This window comes from Streptomyces sp. Ru73 (assembly GCF_002920575.1).
GTDB lineage: Bacteria > Actinomycetota > Actinomycetes > Streptomycetales > Streptomycetaceae > Streptomyces.
In genome coordinates this window covers 22466-39733 of the sequence record NZ_PQSQ01000077.1, presented here as the reverse complement: position 1 = coordinate 39733, position 17268 = coordinate 22466, and the positions used below count along the sequence as shown (strand labels likewise).

Annotated in this window: 15 protein-coding genes and 1 pseudogene; 6 read left to right on the top strand and 10 right to left on the bottom strand. The window is 70.0% G+C overall.

Annotated features, from left to right (window positions below; all coding sequences use genetic code 11):
• From C3486_RS38830 to C3486_RS26985, 6 genes and pseudogenes are all read right to left on the bottom strand, one after another.
• Nucleotides 1-225: pseudogene (locus C3486_RS38830) on the bottom strand (ATP-dependent DNA ligase); the annotation flags it as partial.
• A 34-nt stretch (nt 226-259) separates the two neighbouring features.
• Nucleotides 260-448 (bottom strand): hypothetical protein, encoded by a 189-nt coding sequence (locus C3486_RS27005; protein WP_103835370.1) that lies wholly within the window; start codon nt 446-448, stop codon nt 260-262.
• 181 nt (nt 449-629) lie between these two features.
• On the bottom strand, nt 630-2411 hold the full coding sequence (locus tag C3486_RS27000) for an ABC transporter ATP-binding protein (RefSeq protein WP_258053018.1): 1782 nt from the start codon (nt 2409-2411) through the stop codon (nt 630-632).
• A gap of 77 nt (nt 2412-2488) precedes the next feature.
• Nucleotides 2489-3049 (bottom strand): lasso peptide biosynthesis protein, encoded by a 561-nt coding sequence (locus C3486_RS26995; RefSeq protein WP_103835368.1) that lies wholly within the window; start codon nt 3047-3049, stop codon nt 2489-2491.
• The gene (locus tag C3486_RS26990) at nt 3049-3333 is read right to left on the bottom strand and encodes a PqqD family protein (RefSeq protein ID WP_103835367.1); all 285 of its coding nucleotides are present in this window, start codon (nt 3331-3333) and stop codon (nt 3049-3051) included. Before C3486_RS26990 ends, C3486_RS26995 begins: the two co-directional genes overlap by 1 nt.
• Nucleotides 3334-3338: 5 nt before the next feature.
• A complete protein-coding gene (locus tag C3486_RS26985) occupies nt 3339-4742 on the bottom strand; it encodes an asparagine synthase C-terminal domain-containing protein (protein ID WP_181138715.1) in 1404 nt (467 codons plus the stop codon).
• A gap of 1076 nt (nt 4743-5818) precedes the next feature.
• On the opposite strand from C3486_RS26985, the gene C3486_RS36830 reads away from it, so the two are divergent.
• The 3 genes from C3486_RS36830 to C3486_RS26975 all read left to right on the top strand — a co-directional run bounded on the left by C3486_RS36830 (nt 5819) and on the right by C3486_RS26975 (nt 8878).
• A complete protein-coding gene (locus C3486_RS36830) occupies nt 5819-6157 on the top strand; it encodes a helix-turn-helix domain-containing protein (protein ID WP_219822252.1) in 339 nt (112 codons plus the stop codon).
• Nucleotides 6158-7325: 1168 nt separating this feature from the next.
• Nucleotides 7326-7754: a helix-turn-helix domain-containing protein gene (locus C3486_RS38270; protein WP_258053017.1), complete on the top strand. Its 429-nt coding sequence runs from the start codon at nt 7326-7328 to the stop codon at nt 7752-7754.
• Between the two features lie 602 nt (nt 7755-8356).
• Entirely contained in the window at nt 8357-8878 is a 522-nt protein-coding gene (locus C3486_RS26975) for a hypothetical protein (protein WP_103835365.1), read from the top strand.
• Between the two features lie 133 nt (nt 8879-9011).
• Here the strand turns inward: C3486_RS26975 and C3486_RS37005 are convergent, their stop codons facing one another.
• On the bottom strand, nt 9012-9227 hold the full coding sequence (locus C3486_RS37005; protein WP_146075070.1) for a hypothetical protein: 216 nt from the start codon (nt 9225-9227) through the stop codon (nt 9012-9014).
• A 1799-nt stretch (nt 9228-11026) separates the two neighbouring features.
• Here C3486_RS37005 and C3486_RS38265 point away from each other — a divergent pair.
• A complete protein-coding gene (locus C3486_RS38265; protein ID WP_308461271.1) occupies nt 11027-11314 on the top strand; it encodes a helix-turn-helix domain-containing protein in 288 nt (95 codons plus the stop codon).
• Between the two features lie 39 nt (nt 11315-11353).
• Here C3486_RS38265 and C3486_RS36825 read toward each other — a convergent pair whose 3' ends face one another.
• Nucleotides 11354-12022: a GAF and ANTAR domain-containing protein gene (locus C3486_RS36825; RefSeq protein WP_181138714.1), complete on the bottom strand. Its 669-nt coding sequence runs from the start codon at nt 12020-12022 to the stop codon at nt 11354-11356.
• Nucleotides 12023-12869: 847 nt separating this feature from the next.
• On the opposite strand from C3486_RS36825, the gene C3486_RS37495 reads away from it, so the two are divergent.
• Complete coding sequence (locus C3486_RS37495; protein ID WP_181138713.1) at nt 12870-13028, top strand: hypothetical protein; 159 nt, start codon at nt 12870-12872, stop codon at nt 13026-13028.
• A 947-nt stretch (nt 13029-13975) separates the two neighbouring features.
• Here C3486_RS37495 and C3486_RS26950 read toward each other — a convergent pair.
• Both C3486_RS26950 and C3486_RS26945 read right to left on the bottom strand, forming a co-directional pair.
• On the bottom strand, nt 13976-14671 hold the full coding sequence (locus C3486_RS26950) for an alpha/beta hydrolase (RefSeq protein ID WP_103835372.1): 696 nt from the start codon (nt 14669-14671) through the stop codon (nt 13976-13978).
• Between the two features lie 569 nt (nt 14672-15240).
• Nucleotides 15241-15366: a hypothetical protein gene (locus C3486_RS26945; protein ID WP_308461270.1), complete on the bottom strand. Its 126-nt coding sequence runs from the start codon at nt 15364-15366 to the stop codon at nt 15241-15243.
• 1051 nt (nt 15367-16417) lie between these two features.
• Between C3486_RS26945 and C3486_RS26940 the strand changes: the two genes are divergently transcribed.
• Nucleotides 16418-17098, top strand: coding sequence for an ANTAR domain-containing protein (locus tag C3486_RS26940; RefSeq protein WP_103835361.1), 681 nt, complete (start codon nt 16418-16420; stop codon nt 17096-17098).
• Nucleotides 17099-17268 lie beyond the last annotated feature (170 nt).

Here is a 17268-nt window from a genome sequence, read left to right as displayed (position 1 = left end):
GCCCGCACGCTTGCCTGGCAGGTACGGCTGCTGCAGCCGCTTGAACACCGCGCCCTCGGTACCGACGACCGACCACGACAGCCACTCCCCCACGGTCGCCTCATCGGTGGTCATCGGGCACAACGTCCACGGCGACCCGAGCCGGTAGTCGGCGAAGAGGGCCTCCAGGGCGGCGCGGCACTCGGCGTACGGCCAGGCGGTGAGGTCGGTGCCGGCGTGGTGGATGAGGTCGAAGACGACGAAGCGCGCCGGATGCTACTCAGCCAGACGCGCCGCGGTCGCCGGGCGTGAGGTCAGTACCGTGCCGGGAGCGCAGCAGCGTCTGGCCCTGGTCGCGGCCGAGCAGGACGCGGAACCCGTCCCACTTCGGCTCCGCCGCCCACCCCGTCGACAGGTGGAAGGTGTCGACGGGCTGGGCCAGCACCGGCTCGGCGGGCATCCGCACCATGATCGACACCTACCACCATGACTGCCTGGGTCGGTGCGGCGGCCGCCCCGCCAGTCCGCCACACGAGTCTCGCTCACCAGGAAAATGAGCAGCCGTCAACTCAGCTGTCAGCCAACGCTTCTCAGTTCACCCGCCTGCCGACAGATGAACCGGGCTGACGCGTGCCGCGGCATGGCTGTCGCTATTCGGTGAGCCTGTCCACGGGCTGCTGAGCACGCAACAGAGAGTGGTAGTGATCGCTGGTGATCAGCAGCTCGTCGTGGGTGCCGGCGGTGACCCGGCCGCCATCCAGCACGACGACCAGGCTTGCGGCGCGGACGGTCGAGTAGCGGTGCGCGATGACCAGGAGCGCGCACTCATGGGAGATGCGCCGGATCGAACGGCGCAACGCCACTTCGCTCACCGCGTCCAGATGGGCCGTCGGCTCGTCGAGCAGCAGCAGCCCGGGTCGGGTGAGCAGGGAGCGGGCGAGGGCGATCCGTTGCCGCTCGCCCCCCGAGAGCGCCATGCCGTGTTCGCCGGTCTCGGTGTGCAGCCCCCGTGGCAGCCGGGACACCAGCTCGTCCAAGTGCGCCAGTTCGATGGCCCGGTCGAGTTCGTCCGGGCCGGCGTCCGGTGCTGCGTACAGCAGGTTTTCCCGGAGGGTGCCGTGCAGCACCGGTGCGTGCTGCTCCACGAGTCCGATCCGCGCCCGGTGCGCCGCCTGGCCGATGGTCCGTATGTCCTGCCCCTCGTAGAGGATGCGGCCCGCGTCGGGGTCGTAGAAGCGCTCGGTGAGGGCAAAGACCGTGGTTTTGCCGGCGCCGGAGCGGCCGATCAGGGCGACATGGCCACAGCGCGGTACTTGGAAGGAGACGCCACGCAGGACTGGCCGGTCCGGATCGTAGCCGAACCACACGTCCTGGAACTCCAGGACGGGCACGTCATGGTGCGATGCGGGCGGGGCACACCGGGACGGTGATGCGGTGGCCGGTCCGCCCGCGGCTGACGGGGCGGCCTGCTCACCGGTCGGGGCAGCCGTCTTGTGTGGCCCGGCGGGCTCGCTCTCGTCCGGCAGATCGAGGATTTCCGTGATGCGGTGCAGGGCGCCAAGGCCCTGTCGCAGGGCGCTCGACGCCTGGAAGACAGCGCTGACCGGCGCCATGAGGTAGAGCATGTACAGCAGGAAGGCGGCGAGATCGGCGACGGAGCCGTCCCTGCCGGCGACCCGCAGCCCTCCGATGAGCAGCACCAGGAGGAACGAGCCGTTGACCGTCAGCATGACGGCGGGTGAGATCACCGCGTCCAGGGCGCCGACCCGCACGCTCTGCGCATACGCCGACCTGGCCCGGTCCCCGATACGCTCCGCCTCCCGCTGTTCGGCACGGCTGGCCCGTACCGTACGGATGGCGCTCAGCGCGCGTTCCAGCTCAGCGGTCATCGCACCGGTGGCCTGCTGGGCGTGGAGCGAGGCGCGCTCGATGCCGCGCAGAACCGAGGCGACCACCAGCGAGCCGAGGACGATCACGGCCAGCACGAACAGGAACAACACCCAGTCCAGCCACAGCATCAGTACGACGACGCCGATGAGCCCAATGCTGCCGGTGACCGCGTCGGTGAAGCCGTCAGCGATGAATGTCCGCAGGGCCATACTGTCGGCGGTGGTCCGCGCGATCAGGTCGCCGATCCGATACCGGTCATACGTCCGCATGGGCAGCCGCAGCAGCCGGTCGACGAGGTTGCGCCGCAGCCCGAGCACGATCCCTTCGCCGGTACGCGCCAGGACGTAGCGCGCCACCGCCTGGAGGGCCGCCTGCGCGAGGAATAGCGCGATCAGCAGCCCGATGGTGCGGCCGATGCCGGTGCCGGCCTGTGCCCCCTCGATGACGCGCTTGACCAGTAGCGGCTGGGCCAGCGCGAGCGCGGATTCGATCAGCGTCAGGGCGACGCCCGAGGTGATCCTGCGGCCGTGACCGCGTAGCACGCGGCGGAGTTGCCGCCGTCCGGCAGGGCGTCCACCCGTCGTGCCGCGTGTGCTAGGGGCGCTGTGGGGGCCGGAGGTCATCCGGAGGTCGCCTTCGTCGTCGCCTCCGTGCCACCCTTCTTCGTCGCTCTCGTCGTCGCTCGCATCGCCTCCTCAGAGCCGACGCGCTGCAGGACGGTGAAGCCGAGCTGAACGGTGGGGATGTCGGCCAGTACCTCGTTGTACAGCTCCGCCCAGGCGTGGAAGGAGAAGCGGGCACCGATGGTCGTACGCTGCCGTGCGATGACGATCTCGGCCGGGAGGCCGAGTGCCGAGAGGTACGTGGCGATCGCGAATGACCGGGGCAGGCACAGTGCGTTCGGTTCGACCATCCGCAGCGCCGTGAGACAGGGCACTATCTGCCGGTGGGCGAGGCGAAGGGCCACCGGCGGGCTGACTTCGGCGCCAAGAGGGGTGGCGGGGACCATCTCGCGTAGGCACCGCTGGGCCTCCGGCCAGCCGCGCCTACGCAGGACGCGCAGCGCATGAAGGGTGCGTGCCGTAGCGGTCAGCCGCAGCCGGAGCGGCACCGCCGGTGGTGGCGGCACCCCGTCGGTGTCCCGGAGCAGGAACTCCCAGTCGGCGCTCACCCTGTTCATCACGAGCTCGATGTCGGCGTGCGGCCGGGCTCGGCCAGGCGCTTCTCGGCGAGCTGAGCGGTCAGGTCGGCGAGCCCCTCCCGCAGCGTGTCTTCGCTCGCATCGATGCGTTCCCTGAGGTGGCTGACGGCCTCTTCTGCGGTGTCGTATCGCAGTGCGGCCTGCAGCATCAGGGTGGCCACGGGATTCAGTTCGAAATAGTCGCCCTGGGACCCGCCCAGCAGGATGCCGGCACCATCCGCCGGGTCGAAGGCCGTCCGTTCGGTCAGCTGGAGCAGGGGCATTCCGATCAACTCCGTTGGTCAGTGCCGGTCTTCGATTCCAGGTCGCGCAGAAACAGCTCGACCATGGAGGAGCACAGCAGGCTGTCGGCGTTGCGGCGGATGGCCGCCGGGTTGGCGAGCACGTCGCCGAGCCGCTGCGGGTCCACGATCCCCATGGCGACCAGCCGGGTGTCCGGCGCACCGAGGATCCGGGCGAAGGCATCGGGGTGGTGCAGGCACCAGTTCTCTTCAGGGGAGTCCAGCCAGGTCCGTCCGTAGTGGCGCCAGACCGCCGGCGGCAGCCGGTCTGCCGCAGCCAGGCGCAGCACCGGTTTGTCGATGGTCCGCCCGGCGAAGGGGAGCACTCGGTAGGCGTTGGGCAGCCGCGCGGCCAAGCGGCGGAGCCGGTGTCCGCCCCAGGGTTTGGCAAGGTGGATGCCGTGCGGTCGCCACAGGCCGTAGTTCAGGGCGAATTCCTGCGCCGAAAAGGTCGGTGCGAACTGTTCGGGAGCGGCGTCCGGCATGGGGGTGAGGAAGTCGCTGCTCAGCTCCGTCTCGGCGTAGGCCTCGGGGTCGGCGTAGAGGGAGTACGAGGGTCGGATGCTGCGGAGGATGCGCCGCAGCTCCCAGCGTGTGGTGGCCATCCCTTGCAGCATTCGCCACTTCTCACGCCGCCGTATGTCACCGGTGATGAGGTCGTGCAGGCCGTAGCGCACCGGGCCGAAGACCACATCGCCCTCCAGTCCGGACAGCAGGACGTGTACGCCGTCCGCGGCGATCCGGTCCGCGACACGCTCCAAAGGGCTGCGCCAGCCGTGGTTGTAGGGGTGGGGAAAGTCCCCTCGGACGGAGAACAGGTCATCCTCCGTGGAGCGGGGGATCGTGACCAGGGGCACGGACAAATGGCGGCACACCTGGTCGACGTAGTGGGCCTCATCGGCCAATGGGTCATCGGTGCCCATGTGATACGCCACGACATCGGCGCCGTGGTCGACGAGCGCGGCCAGGACGGTGGAGGAATCGACTCCTCCCGAGAGCAGTATCCCGACGCGGTCACCGCAGCCGTCGGCCCCGTGGGCATAGGGCCGGACCTCTTCCAGCAGCAGTTGGTAGGCGAGATGGGCGTACTCCCGCAGCGTGGTGCGGCGCGGCAGCTCCAGTGGGGCGGTCGGCCAGTACTCTTCGGTCCGCGTCGAGCAGGGGCCGAGCACGGCGAGTTCACCGAACTCCAGGCGTTCCAGGTCCGGATAGATGAAGACATCTTCGGCCCGGCAGCTTCGCCAGATCGTTTCCTGGTCGAATTCCGGCCGGTGCCCTTGGAACAGATCCCGCGGGTCGGAGGACCACGTGACGCGCCTGCCAGTCCTGCGGAAGTAGATCTGGTCAGGGCTGGACGGCCCGCGGAACACCACGACGCGTTCGGCCGTCACCACACATCCGGAAACTTCCGCCGGGAGCTGCCGGAGAACACCATGGTGCCCGGCGGCCGCGCCCCGGACGATCCCTCCGACGTATTCCGCCGACGGGCGGCAAAGGAGCGGACCGGAGAGCAACAGGAAGGCTCCGGACACGGGTTGGGGCAGCCCTTCGGCGCATCCCGGACGCAGCCATTGAAATCCGTAACATTCCTCGTTTTCGACGGCACTCCGATTCGCGCTGCATAATTGCCGGACATCGTAATGAAGTACAGAATGCGAAACACTCAGAAAAATACTCCCAGAGCATCCGAAACAGTCGACCACAAGGCGTTCGCCGGGGTCAGCGGCTCCTCCCCGTCGCACTGACTGCGCCACAGGGGAGGAGCCCGAGCGTGAACCTGTCACAGGATGTTGCCCTTGTCGAGAAGGTCCTTGGGCCCCCTGCGGAGCTGCCCGGTGAGTTCCTCTATCCGCCCAATACGGATCACCCTCGGAGCTGTGTACTTCAGCATGTCGGCACCCCCTTTCTCAAGTAGGGTGTACCGCATTCCTTCAAGACGATGCAACGAAGGATTCTGACAACGAATCCGCAGAATATCCGATGAAGGGTTTCAGGAATGCGGTTGCTGGAGTTCAGGGAAAGACCGCATGATACTCGGGGCCATTCTCGATGTGACCCACAACCACAATAGCCTGCCTTCTTCGTTTGAACGTCCACACCGGCCTACGGAAAACGGCTCCGGGCGGGCGATACCGCTAGTGGACGTGGAACTGCCTGAAGGCGGCAGCCTCCGTCCGTCCAGTCATGGCCATCCGGTCCGGTGACGGCCGTCCGTCCGGTCAGGCCAGCGGTTTTCTGCGCAGACCAAACAGGTGCAGACCAGACAGGTGAGTCCGCACCGCTGCCGGAGGCATCACCTGCGGGTACAGCGCAGCCCTCCGGTCGCCATGCGCGGGATCGTGCTGCCTGCCGGGGCAGCCGCGTTGAGGGTGCGTACCCGCTCGGGCAGTAGGTGGTTGAGCAGCGGCGGGCGTACGCGGCTGATCAGATGTCCGGGCTGCTGGCGAGGCGGTTGGAGAAGCTCGGCATGGTCTGGTCGCCGGCCGAGGACCGCCCGGCCGGGACCGTCGACTTGGCCACCGTGCTCAGCAGCCTCCAGCGTGCCTCCGACCACACCCTGCGCACCCTGGGGGAGGTAACCGGGCTGTCGGCCTCGTTCCTCTCCCGCATCATGAGCGGCCAGCGGTTCCCCACCTGGTGGGCCACCGCCCTCACCACCCGAGCCTGCGCCTGCGGCGCCGACCCCGAGGTGCTGCGCCGCGTCTGGGAGGACGCCGGAGCCCGCCGCGAGCGCAAGGACGACCCACACGCCCTGCTCTCCGCACTGCGCCACCTCCACCAGCGCGCCGGCAGCCCCTCCCCCTGAGCGATCGCCGTCTCCAGCAGCCACACCCTCAACCAGGAGGCCATCACCGCCGCTCTCCCAGGGCAGCATCCTGCTCCCCTGGGAGGGCACCCAGCGCCTGGTCCACGTCCTGGACGGCCAGCCCGCCTTCTTCGAACCGCTGTGGCAGGCCGCCGCCCACCAGAGCGTCAGCACGCAGCCGGCCCGCAGCGCACCGCTTACCATCCCTCCACCGCCCCTGCCCACGGCCGGATCTCCGACCTGTGCGCCGCCTACAACGCCACCCTGAAAACCACCACCCCCGCCTCTTCCACACCCGCCGCATCCTCCCCGCCCCGTCCCCGCCCTCGCCCACCCCGTCCTGTAGGCGCGGCACCACGGCAGGGAAGAGCCGACCGTTCCCCTGCGGTCACGCGCGGGCGGCACGACCTCGTCGGCCCGCACGGCAACGACTCCGGCGCGAACCTGCCGGCCGGTACCCCGGTTCGCCGAGTTCAGGCTGTACGACCGTCTCCTCCAGGAGCAGCCGCACAACGACATGTACCGACGCCGGGTCCAGAAGGCCCGCGAGGCGGCACAATCCGCACACGACGCCGTACGCCGGCTCGGCGGCGAAGAGCACCAGACGCCGTAGCCCACCCCGAAAGGCTTTGTCCGTCGACGACAAGCCCGGCCCGTACCCGTGCACCAATCCGCACCCCGAACGACAGCAACCACCGGCCAGAACTGCGAGATCGACAAGTCGTGGCCGACGGTTGCGCTGCACTGAGGGGAGGGCAACGCCCGCGGACGACAAAACGGGCTGCCGATGCCCGCTGCCGCGACACGAGGAAACAACGTGACCATGGATGGCCCCGGACCTGTCACCTATCGGCCTGGCCGGCTCCCCGGCATCGTGCACATCGACATCGCCCGCGACAGCGCGGGCGCCCTCGCCCGGGACCGGCTGCGCAAGGACTTGGACTTCCTCGGGTTTGCCTACGAGGAGAGCGAGAAGGGTTTCACCCTCTGCGGATACGCCCTTGCCCGTCGCCGCCGGCCAGCCCTGGCCCGTCAGGACCGGCCTGACGCCGGCGGCTGGCGGGCCTCCGTCCTTGCACATGCTTTTGCCTCGGAGACAATAAACGAAGCAGATTTTCTGCAAAGCTCAGCCGGTCTCCCCGGGTGGGCGGCGTCGACGAGCCGGGGGGTGAGCACCGTGAACAAGCAGGCCACGACATGCTCCTTCCTCACTCGTCACGCCCGCGTGCTCCTGGCCATCGTGCGCGACCCCACCCTCCGCATCCGTGACATCGCCTGGGCCTGCCACATCACCGAACGCACCGCCCAGAAGATCATCGCCGACCTGGAGGAGGCCGGTTACCTCAGCCGCAGGCGCACAGGCCGCCGCGTCCACTACACCCCCCACCTGGACGGCGCCTTCCGCCACCCCGCCGAAGTCGGCCTGCCCATCCGGGCCCTGCTGGACCTCCTCACCCCCCGGGAGGCCGCCAAGGACGCTGCCCCGGCGCAACTCCGCGCAGCGCTCCTGACCGTTGCCCTCCGGTGGTGCGCGAGCAGCCCCAAGAGATGCGCCGGCGAGCTCGGCAGGCGGCAGGCGGGGCGCATCAAGCCCTGAGCACGTTGTCGCAGTGATCCGCGCCGGTTCGCGGCCTCAACGCCGCACGAACAGGTGGTGCCCGTAAAACGCCTCCTCACCCCGGAGACGTCTGCGGCAGGGTGAAGCGTGCCCTGGAGTGACCCGCGCGACGGCGACCACAGCCCCCTGCTGGTGCCCGAAACCCTGGTAACCGAGCTGCTGGAGATGCTCACCGACGCAGCCCGCGCCGGCATCGACGGCGCCGACAGCCCTCGGGCAGGACTCGCTTCCATCGCCATGGCCAACCTCGGCTTCGCCTGGCTGCCGGTCCCGACCAGCCTGATGTTCAACGCCTCCGCAGCCGTTTTGGCCAGCGCGGCCGCCGAAGCAGAAGCCCGCGGCCCGACCCCACCGCTACTTCGCCCGCATGAACATGTTCCTCGCGGTGGACAACATCCTGGGAACCGCCGGGCTCGGCATCACCCACCACGACCCTCCACCAGCCCCCTGAGAGGAACTGCACCAGGCCATCCTTGTTACCGCTGACCGCGCCCAGCGGAACGTCGGCGACTTCTACATCGTGGTGAACCTGACGAAGCCCCCCAAAAAAGGCCGCCCGGGGCAACCCCGGTCTCAACCCGATGCCGCACCCCGGGGCTCCGTGGTCGCTGCCCAGGGCGCGGAGTCGTCAGGCCCACGCCGCCGAGCACCGCCCCGACTGCCCTCCCAAGACACCGCCCCCGACGAAACGGCCGCCCTCCCCCTGGCCACCGGAACCCCAGCCCAAGGACACGCTCCCCCGGCCCGCGGCACGCATCGCCAACCGGCGCGCCGCTTCCTGGGCACTGGAGAATGCACCCTGGTCGCCTACCACCGCCCGCAAGCACGTCACCCAGCAGCTCACCACCTGGGGTTACCGCCCCGATGCGGCGCTCGGTGAGATCGTCACCCTCCTGGCCCGGGAAGCGCTCACGGGCGGCGGCCGGCGCATCAGCGTTCACCTCGCCGACCAGAACCAGCAGGTTCTCGTCCTGGTTCTCAACCACACCGCCGGCCCGGGCAGCGACGAGATCCTGGCTCAGGTGGCCGCACTGGGTGCGGTGTCGTGCGGCCCCGACACCCCACCCGACGGACGCCGTCTGTGGGCCGTCATCGACCTCTGACGCCCTCCAACGCAATGTCGGTCGTCGCTTCCGCCACATCAGGGGACCCTGGAGCGCAGTCAGAGGAGTGCTTCCAGCGTAAGCACTCCTCACTCTCGTGAACTTTGCTCGCCAGATCGCCCGGCACCGATTGTCAGGCGGTGGCGAGCTCGTCGGTTCGTGTAGCCAGGCCGCGCCACTGCTTGAGCGGCGGCTCGTCAGCAGCGGCGTACTCATCCGCCCTTGTATGGCGCGCAAGTTCGTTATCGCGAGTGGTCAGCGGGTCGGAATGCAATCGTTCACCGCCCATCACACCCATGTCGAATGCCACAATCACCGCATGGGGGAGTTCAGGAAACAGCTGTCGCACTTTTTCACAGGGTCGGCCAGGGGGACGGCGGCCGCCTCTGCCCTCGTCGCCCTTCTCGGCGCGCTCTTCAGCGCCGTCCTGGCACCAGCACTGACCGACCTCCTGTTGGAGCCACCCCCACCGCCGTCGCATTCCCCCGGACCTACGCCTTCGAGCCACCCCACCCCCACGCCCACCGCCACTTCCACACCCACCCCTTCACCCCGGCCGACCGCCAGTGTGCCGATCGCCGTGCCGGGCGGCCCACCTGTCAACATCACGGTGACGGTGGCCCAGCCTGAAGAGGACTCCACCGACTGGCCGAGTTGGCTGACCTCCATCGGCACAGCCGTGACCCCAGTCATCGTGGCCTGGCTGACCTACCGACTTGGCCGACGTTCCGGCCGGGCCGACGCGGAACGGGCAGCCGAGGGCGAAGGCCCGGGCGGCACATAGCCGACACTGCAGCACCCACCAGCGGTGGGGAGTGCAATTGCCGGCGAACTGCCGTTCCCGGGATCGGTCGCATACTGAGCGAAATGCCGGCGGCCTTCTCCACGTACGTGAACGATTGCCTCGTCGACGGCGGCGGCCAGTGACACACTCCTGGCGGGCGCCGACGGGGGCGAGGAGCGGCTGGTGCCACGCGGCGAGCATATGCCGAAGAACGCAGGTGTCGGCTCCCCTGGGCAGGAGCCCGCCCGGTCAGGTCGGTCTGCTGCCGGAGGGCCGTGATCCTGGATAGCCACCGGGATTTCGGCGGTGACGTCGAGGTAGACCGGGTGGGCATTGCCATCACGGCCGGTCTCGTCCTGCCCTTCACTGTCTTCGGTGGTGCGCGGTCGCCAGCGATGCGAACCCGTGGCCATGCGCTGCTCCACAGCGGTCCCGGGCCGGGGAATGACCACCCTTGCGGGCCCTTCGAAGTCACGGGGAAGACAGCGGCCGCCAAGAGTAAAATGGTTCGTACAGTGAGTTTTGCCTGTGCGCGGCCGTGCACTACGGGCTGCCTCGGCCGTCTCGCGTTGCCGGAGAAGCGGGCCCGGCTCCGCGCCGGACTCCGAGCGTGGTGAGCGGGTAGTGGAGGCCGGTATGACGATCCAGCGCTTCGACAGCAGCGATTTGGAGGAGACCGAGGCGTTCCTGGCCGCCTCCTACGCGCCGATCCACATCCGCGGCAACGTCAAGAATCCCCGAATCCAGTTGGTTCAGCAGACGGCAGGCGGCCTGAGCGTGGACTGGTGTGCTCACAGCTACAACCTGTCCTACCATGCTGACCCTCTGGGGAAGGTGTGCCTGGTCAGCCTGGAGGAGGGCACGTTCAGCGTCCGCAGCGGCGGCCGGGAGGAGGCCTTCGGGCCCGGCGACGCCTTCCTGCTCATGCAACCGGACCTCCCCTACTCTGGTGAGGCCCGCACCGCCCGTTACACCGTCGCCCTGTTCGACCCCGCGCTGCTGGCCCAGGCCGCCCCCGTCGGCGCACGCCACCCCGCCGGCCCCGTACGGCTGACCGGGCAGCGGCCTATCTCCCCAGGCGCTGGCAAGCAGTTGCAGGCCACCATCGCGTTCCTGCGCGATGACGTCCTGGCCGACCCTGCGGCGCACACAGCGCCGCTGGCCATCGCGAACGCCACCCGGCTTCTGGCCGCCAGCGCGCTCGCCGCGCTCCCGAACACCGCCACCACCGATACCGCTCGCGCCGACAGCCGCGACGGCAGCCCCAGCACCCTGCGCCGCGCAATCACCTACATCGAGGACAACGCCCACCGCGACATCTCCCTCGCCGACATCGCCGCCTCCATACCGGTCACCCCCGCGCCCTGCAATACGCCTTCCGCCGGCACGCCGGCACCACCCCCCTCGGCTACCTGCGCAGCGTGCGGCTCGCCCACACCCACACCGACCTCAAGGCTGCTGCTCCCCACGAAGGCGCGACGGTCACCGGCATCGCGATGCGCTGGGGCTTCACACATCCGGGCCGCTTCTCCGCCCTGTACAAAAACGCCTACGGCCTCCCGCCCAGCGCCACCCTGGGGGCTGAGCCGAGCGACTCCCACGGCCGGCAACACATCAGCGATGCGGGCCGGAGGAAGCAGGGCCAGCGGTGAGGTCGGGCTGCACGATGCGGCCGCGCGGCGCCGGACGGATCAGTCGATGTCCTCCAGGGAAAGGAGGCCTTGGAGGACACCGCGGGCGGTGCCCAGCAGAGAACGGTTGTGGGCCAAGGCGTGGCCGCGCAGCCGCAGCATCGCATGCTCCGGGGACAGCCCGCAGCGGGCAGAGAGCATTCCGGCTGCTTGGTGGGCCTCGGAAAAGGGCAGAGGGCCGAGACCGGTGAGCCAGTGCGGCAGACGCAGGAGAGCCTGTGCGATGCCGTCGGCCAAAGCCTGTGCGTCGTCGGCCTGGCGGGGCGTCAGGGCGCGGGCTGTGGTGCGGTGGCCGGTGAGCGCTCCGATGTGCGCGGCGCCGAGGTGGAGGGGAAAGGCGAAGACGGCGTCGATGCCCAGGCGTTCCATCTCCGGCACCAGCCCGGGCCACCGGTCCGTGGGAAGTGCGGTCAGGTCCGGGGCCAGCACCGTGCGGCCGTGCTGAGCAGCATCGCTGCTCGGTCCCTGCCCGTGGACGAGCTGCTGATCCTCCAAGCGCCCGGTGAGGCGGCCGCAGAGACGTACCGGTTCGGGCGTTTCGTCCACGGCACGGACCAGGACGAGCGCCAGGCCGTCAAGGCGTAGCGCACGGGCGCCTTGGGCCAGCGGCAGCAGTCCGGCACCCAGTTGTGCCAGGCAGTCCTCTACCGCCGGGGAGCGGTTGGTCACGGACACCCCTTGTCTTCCCGCTCACCGGCGGGCGGCCGACAAGCGCTGGGCGGTGGCGGGCACGAGCCGGACGGGTCCTACGCGGTCCTGTGCTCTTACGCCGCAAAGAAGTGGGGCGCGGGCATATCGCCGCGCCGGTGCAGCACGCGGTCCGGGCCGGCGCGGGACGCGCCGGCCCGGGGCAGGCGCCTGGCGGCTGCTTGCCCAACCGCCAGGCGCCTTTCGCCGAGCAGATAAATCGGGAAACGCCGCGAGCTTCCCAGGTAGCGGGGTCCGGGCAGCCTGGGAACGGAATCGTCACGCCCCTTCCGGATCCAGGATCACCACCAGCCAGGCACCGGGCAGCACACACGACGAACACCGGCTGTCCACGAAACGAAAAGCCTCTGTCGCGGTCCAGCCGGTGACCGCTGAGGTACGGCCCGCTACGGCGGACTGCGCTCTGAGTCGGCGCTGCTGGGATAGTGCCGGCCCTGCGTCGAGGCGAGGATCGCCCACGGCGTCCTCGGCTTCATCGCATCGATGCCGGACTCTCCAGCGGAGGATGCCGGGGCAGCCAGCGGCCGGGGCATTCCCCTGCCCGAATCACGGGACATCGGCCGGATCGAGACCGCTGCGAGGGCGGAGCAGCCGGGACGGCCGCACTATCTGGACCAGGTCCTGGCGCTCGCCACGGGCCCGGACCCGCCCGCGCCAAGGCACTGTGGGCCTGCGGCGTCGTCGCCGTCATCCAAGGTGACGTGCCGGCCGGCCGCCGCCTCGCCGATGCCCTCCTGGAGGCCACGGCCGGAGAAACCGATGAGGCCGCCCGGTTGGCCGCAGCCCATTTGGAGGGCACCGTCTCACGATGATCGGCCGGCAGGCACAGGCCGCCGAGGTCTATGACGCGGCGCCGTGCGCCCAGCCGGGCGGATGGTATGCCGCGGCGCGGTTCCTCGCGCGGGCTGGCCGGGCCTTCGTCCACGCCAACCTCAGAGAGTTCGCTGAGGCCGCGGCCCTCGCCTAGGCGCTGTGCGCCGAATGCGAGCGGCGCGGCGAGACCCATAACCGCGCCTTCGGCGACTACCTGGGTGCCCTCGCCGCGCTGGGCCTGGGGCGAGCGGAGGAGGCCACGATCCATGCCCGTACGGCCCTCGACGGCAAACACCGCCTCCGCGACAGCGTCGGCATGGCCCTGGCCATCGACCTGCTCGCGCCTCCGCAGCCGTCACCGTCGGCCGCGCCGCGCACGCCGCCCGGCTCCTCGGCATCGCCGAACAGGCCTGGCACACCCTCGGCGCGTCCCAGACGGGCTCACCCGAACTCACCGCCGCCCGCACCGCGTGCGAGACCCGGCCCGCCGTCTCATCGGCGACGACGCCTGCAAGGCCGCCTCCGGGCCGGAGACGACACCGCCCCCGACGCCGGCATCGCCTACGCCCCTGTACGGCATCCCCCCCGCGCAGTCCCTCACCGCACAAACGGGCTGACCGTCGGGCGCCCCCTCGGCCAGTGGGCGCCGCTACCGCTCTTCGGCCCCCCTCGCAGCGCGGACGGGCCGGCGGCTCTGGCGTCAACCCCAGTTCCGATCATCCAAGCGCCCGCTCTGTCCTGGTCCTGGAACCGCGGGTCAGCAGGCCGTGACAGCACCGGCAGCCTCCGCGCTCCACAAGGCTCCCAGCCCGAGCCGACGCGCCCTCCACAGGCTGTTTCGAGCCGCATCGCCGCCCGATACAGCTCCACCCGCGATCCTCCCGGTGTTCGAGACGGGATTCGCCCACATCCCGTGCCGCGGAGGACTCCCGTGCGAGGAGAGGACTTGGGCGGCCGCTCACCTCGCGCCCACGGCGGCCGTCCCGCGCACCCACGGCAACTCACCTCAGCAAACGCCCTTGCCGACCCGTAGACGCCTCAAGCCTGTCACCGCCGACCGTGTGCCTTGGAGGCGCCGGCCCAGCTCGTCTGCGGCTGTCGTCACAGGCTCAGCAGCAGGTCCCGGACCGCGGCAGGCCGGGACAGGAACGGGTGGTGGCCGGCGTCGAGTTCGACGACGCTGCCAGCCCGGCGGGCGAACTCGCGCTGCAGGTGCGGCGGGGTGCCCCGGTCCTGGGCGCAGATGAGGTACGTCGAGGGCACCTGCTGCCATGCGGCCGCCCCGACCGGCTGCCTGGTCACCTGCACGCTCTGCCGGGCGAGGTGGTCCGCTGCCTGCGCCTGGATCTGGGGGGTGCAGTCCTGCAGGAAGGTGCTCACAAGCAGCTCGGGGCGCACCCCGAAGGTGCCGGCGTCGGGGTCGACGTCGAGGAACGGGGCGGGGCTGCCGTCCCCGAAGTCCGCCAGACTCTGCCCCGCCTCGGGCAGGTAGCTGGAGATCATCAACAGGTGGCGTACCGACCCCACGCCCGCGGCGGCTTCCGCGGTGACGATGCCACCGTAGCTGTGGGCGACGACAACGGTTGGCTCGTCGCTGTCCAGCAGCACCTGCCGTACCGCCGCGACGTCCTCGGACAGCCCCGGACCGCCGGCGCCTGGGGATAGGTCCGCCTCGCCGCAGCTCGGCAACGCCGGGGTCACGCTCAGCACCCCTCGCTCCTGCAGCAGCCCGGCAGTGCGGTGCCACCACCACGCCCCGTCCCGCACGCACGCCCCATGCACGAACACGACCCTCATCGCTCTCCCCATGTCTGCCTGACTGTCTTCGACCGCGTACTCGCCCATCAGCGCCCGGCGCGGCATGCCCGAGCGGGCAACACGGCGTACCGCCGCATACAGATCGCCCATGGACTTCGCGGCGGCGCCCTCGCCCCCACCACGCAAGGCAATTGGATGCTCCCATCGCAAGCTCCGAAGCGTTGTCAGAAGCCGCAGACATCTCCTGTCAGCGAAACCGGGTACTCTCCACGCCGAGCCATAACCGCTCTCACATCCCACGTACGGCACCAAGCAGCGGGTACGCCGAAGGCCCCTTGCTAGGTTCGTACGCGCTGGCTGCCGTCGGTTCTGTTTCGCGCAGACGCTCGTGCTACCACTGAGCGCGCGTTTGCCGGCCGACGCGCTGGAGGAGCCGCAGCTGGCTCCCGAGCATCACCAGGTTCTTGGGGCATTGCGACCCAGATAGCGAACATCAAGAGCTGGCGCACCAAGCTCACCGAGGACAAGCTCGACCAGTTCGCCGCCCTCGGCTTGGGGTGGACGTGGGCACCGTGGCACGCCCCGCTGAGCAGCCACGGCCGGGACGGTCAGGACGCGGCGGAGGCCTCCGCGTCGAGGCCGCGCGAGGCGACGAGCTGGACGCTGCCGTCGACCAGGCGGTAGCACAGGCCCACCGCGGCGGTCTGCCCGGCGGCAACCTTCTCGGCGATCACCACGGGAGCGGTAGCCGTGCCTTTGGCCTCGTCGCTGCCATGCCCGCGTCGGCACGGCCATGCTGAGGTGTCGCCAAGCCGTCATGTGACTGCGGAGGCGCTGACAGACGGAGGTGATTCGCGGCGGACGGTGGGGGCACACCGGCACGTCTGCTTCACCGACCAGCCCCGTCCAGCGTGACGTCGGCGTCGACCTCGGCGACCAGCTCGGGGACACCGAGGTCGACGTCGAGGACGTCGTTCGCGTGCCAGCTGGCGCTGAAGGTGCGGGCCGGTCCACGGGTGCTCTGGCCCGGCCTGGGTCAGCTGGGCGGCCAGGTCCCGGGCGAGGCCGGCGGCCAGCTGCGTAGTGCGGCCGACGTAGCGCAGACGGCCGGCCGCATCCAGGCGACCGAGCAGCAGCGTGCCGGGGCGGTGCAGGGAGCCGGTGACGGCCCCGACGATGGCCACGGTGGACTCCCGCAGGCGGTACTTCCGCCACCCGCCCGCAGCTTGCCGGGCAGTACCTGGCGGCCCGATCTCTCTGGCGTCCGCAACGGCAAAGAAGCGCCCATCACCTCTTATAGAAACTGTCAGTTAACAAATTAAGTGATATGTAAGCGCTTTCTCTCAAGTAGATTCGCTTGAACGCCACGGCGGTCGGGCGATGAACTGAGAGGGGCAGGCTCATGCGTACTACCACCGCTACCGGGTTCGGGCGGTCGTGGCCAAAGGATGACATCCGGACCGTGACTGCCGTCGGCTCCCGCCGCGTCCGCGAGGGCCGTGCGCCTTGTCGGATCCCTCCGCCCCCACGGGCGTCTCACACTGTGAGCGCCCTGCGGCACGCGGACGGACCGCATCACCTAGGGCGGCCGGCCGTCGGCCAACAAGGGGAAATGTTCACTGCAGTACACCGGCGCGCTGACGGAGTGCCACACCTTCCTCCAGCCCACCCTGGACTCCAAGCCGCAAGCCACCAAGCTCTTCCCCCTGTTGCCGCGGCTCAGCGGCAACAGCTCCATCAAGGCAGTCGCCGTCGCCTGGCGACCCAGGCAAGGGAGCGGGCGCAGTGGTAGAACGGGACCGAGTTGAAGATCCGGCACTGGCTGCTTGCCTGGACAAGCTGGCCGCCGGCCTTCTGCCACTGCGGGAGTGCGCCCGGGCCCTGGGCCTGGACGGCCTGGCACTGCTGCTCGCCTACGATGCGGGCACGCCTGAGCCGGTGCGGACCCATGGCCCGCTGACCGTGCCACTGGAGGACCTGCAGCTCGTGTACGGGCAGGGCCCCAGTGTGGACGCCGCCCAGCACGGCATCACGGTTCTCGTTCCGGACCTCGCCGCGGCGTCCTCCCTCTGGACCGGCCTCACGCCGCCCCTCCAAAGCCTCGGCGTGGAGGCCCTCTTCGCCTTTCCCATAAACATCGGCAACACCAGGCTCGGAGCTTTCAGCGGCCACCGCCGAGCACCTGGAGGTATGACCTCCCAGCAGCTGAACGGCGCTCGCCTCCTCGCCGACGCCGCCGCGCACACTGTGCTGCGCCTGACCGCCTGGCTCACGGCCGAGAACCACCTGCCCTTTGTCGAGGCCCACCAGGCGTCCGGTGTCCTCGCTCTGCGCCACGGCATCTCCCTGGACCAAGCCTGGCTGCGGCTGCGCATGCACGCCTTCCGCCACGATCGGTCCCTTCTGGAGACCTCTCGCGCCCTGCTCCATGACGGGTTCGACTTCGACGACACCCCCTGGCCGTAAGTGCCTGATCCGTGGGTAAAGCCTGGCTCGACGTCTCCTTCGAGGCGCTGGTGCGCGCCTACCTCGGGCTGTGAGGAGCGGGTCCGGCGGTCGCGTGGGGCCGCCGGGTCGCCGCCCTGCTCTGGACGGGTGAACAGCGAGCCTTTGCCGTACCCCGGCCGTCTCGCTGC

Coding starts and splice junctions, on each gene's coding strand:
- C3486_RS26995 (WP_103835368.1), bottom strand. CDS start 3,049: ATGAACAGGGTGAGCGCCGACTGGGAGTTCCTGCTCCGGGACACCGAC.
- C3486_RS26990 (WP_103835367.1), bottom strand. CDS start 3,333: ATGCCCCTGCTCCAGCTGACCGAACGGACGGCCTTCGACCCGGCGGAT.
- C3486_RS27005 (WP_103835370.1), bottom strand. CDS start 448: ATGGTGCGGATGCCCGCCGAGCCGGTGCTGGCCCAGCCCGTCGACACC.
- C3486_RS36830 (WP_219822252.1), top strand. CDS start 5,819: ATGGTCTGGTCGCCGGCCGAGGACCGCCCGGCCGGGACCGTCGACTTG.
- C3486_RS26975 (WP_103835365.1), top strand. CDS start 8,357: ATGCCGCACCCCGGGGCTCCGTGGTCGCTGCCCAGGGCGCGGAGTCGT.
- C3486_RS37495 (WP_181138713.1), top strand. CDS start 12,870: ATGATCGGCCGGCAGGCACAGGCCGCCGAGGTCTATGACGCGGCGCCG.
- C3486_RS26950 (WP_103835372.1), bottom strand. CDS start 14,671: ATGAGGGTCGTGTTCGTGCATGGGGCGTGCGTGCGGGACGGGGCGTGG.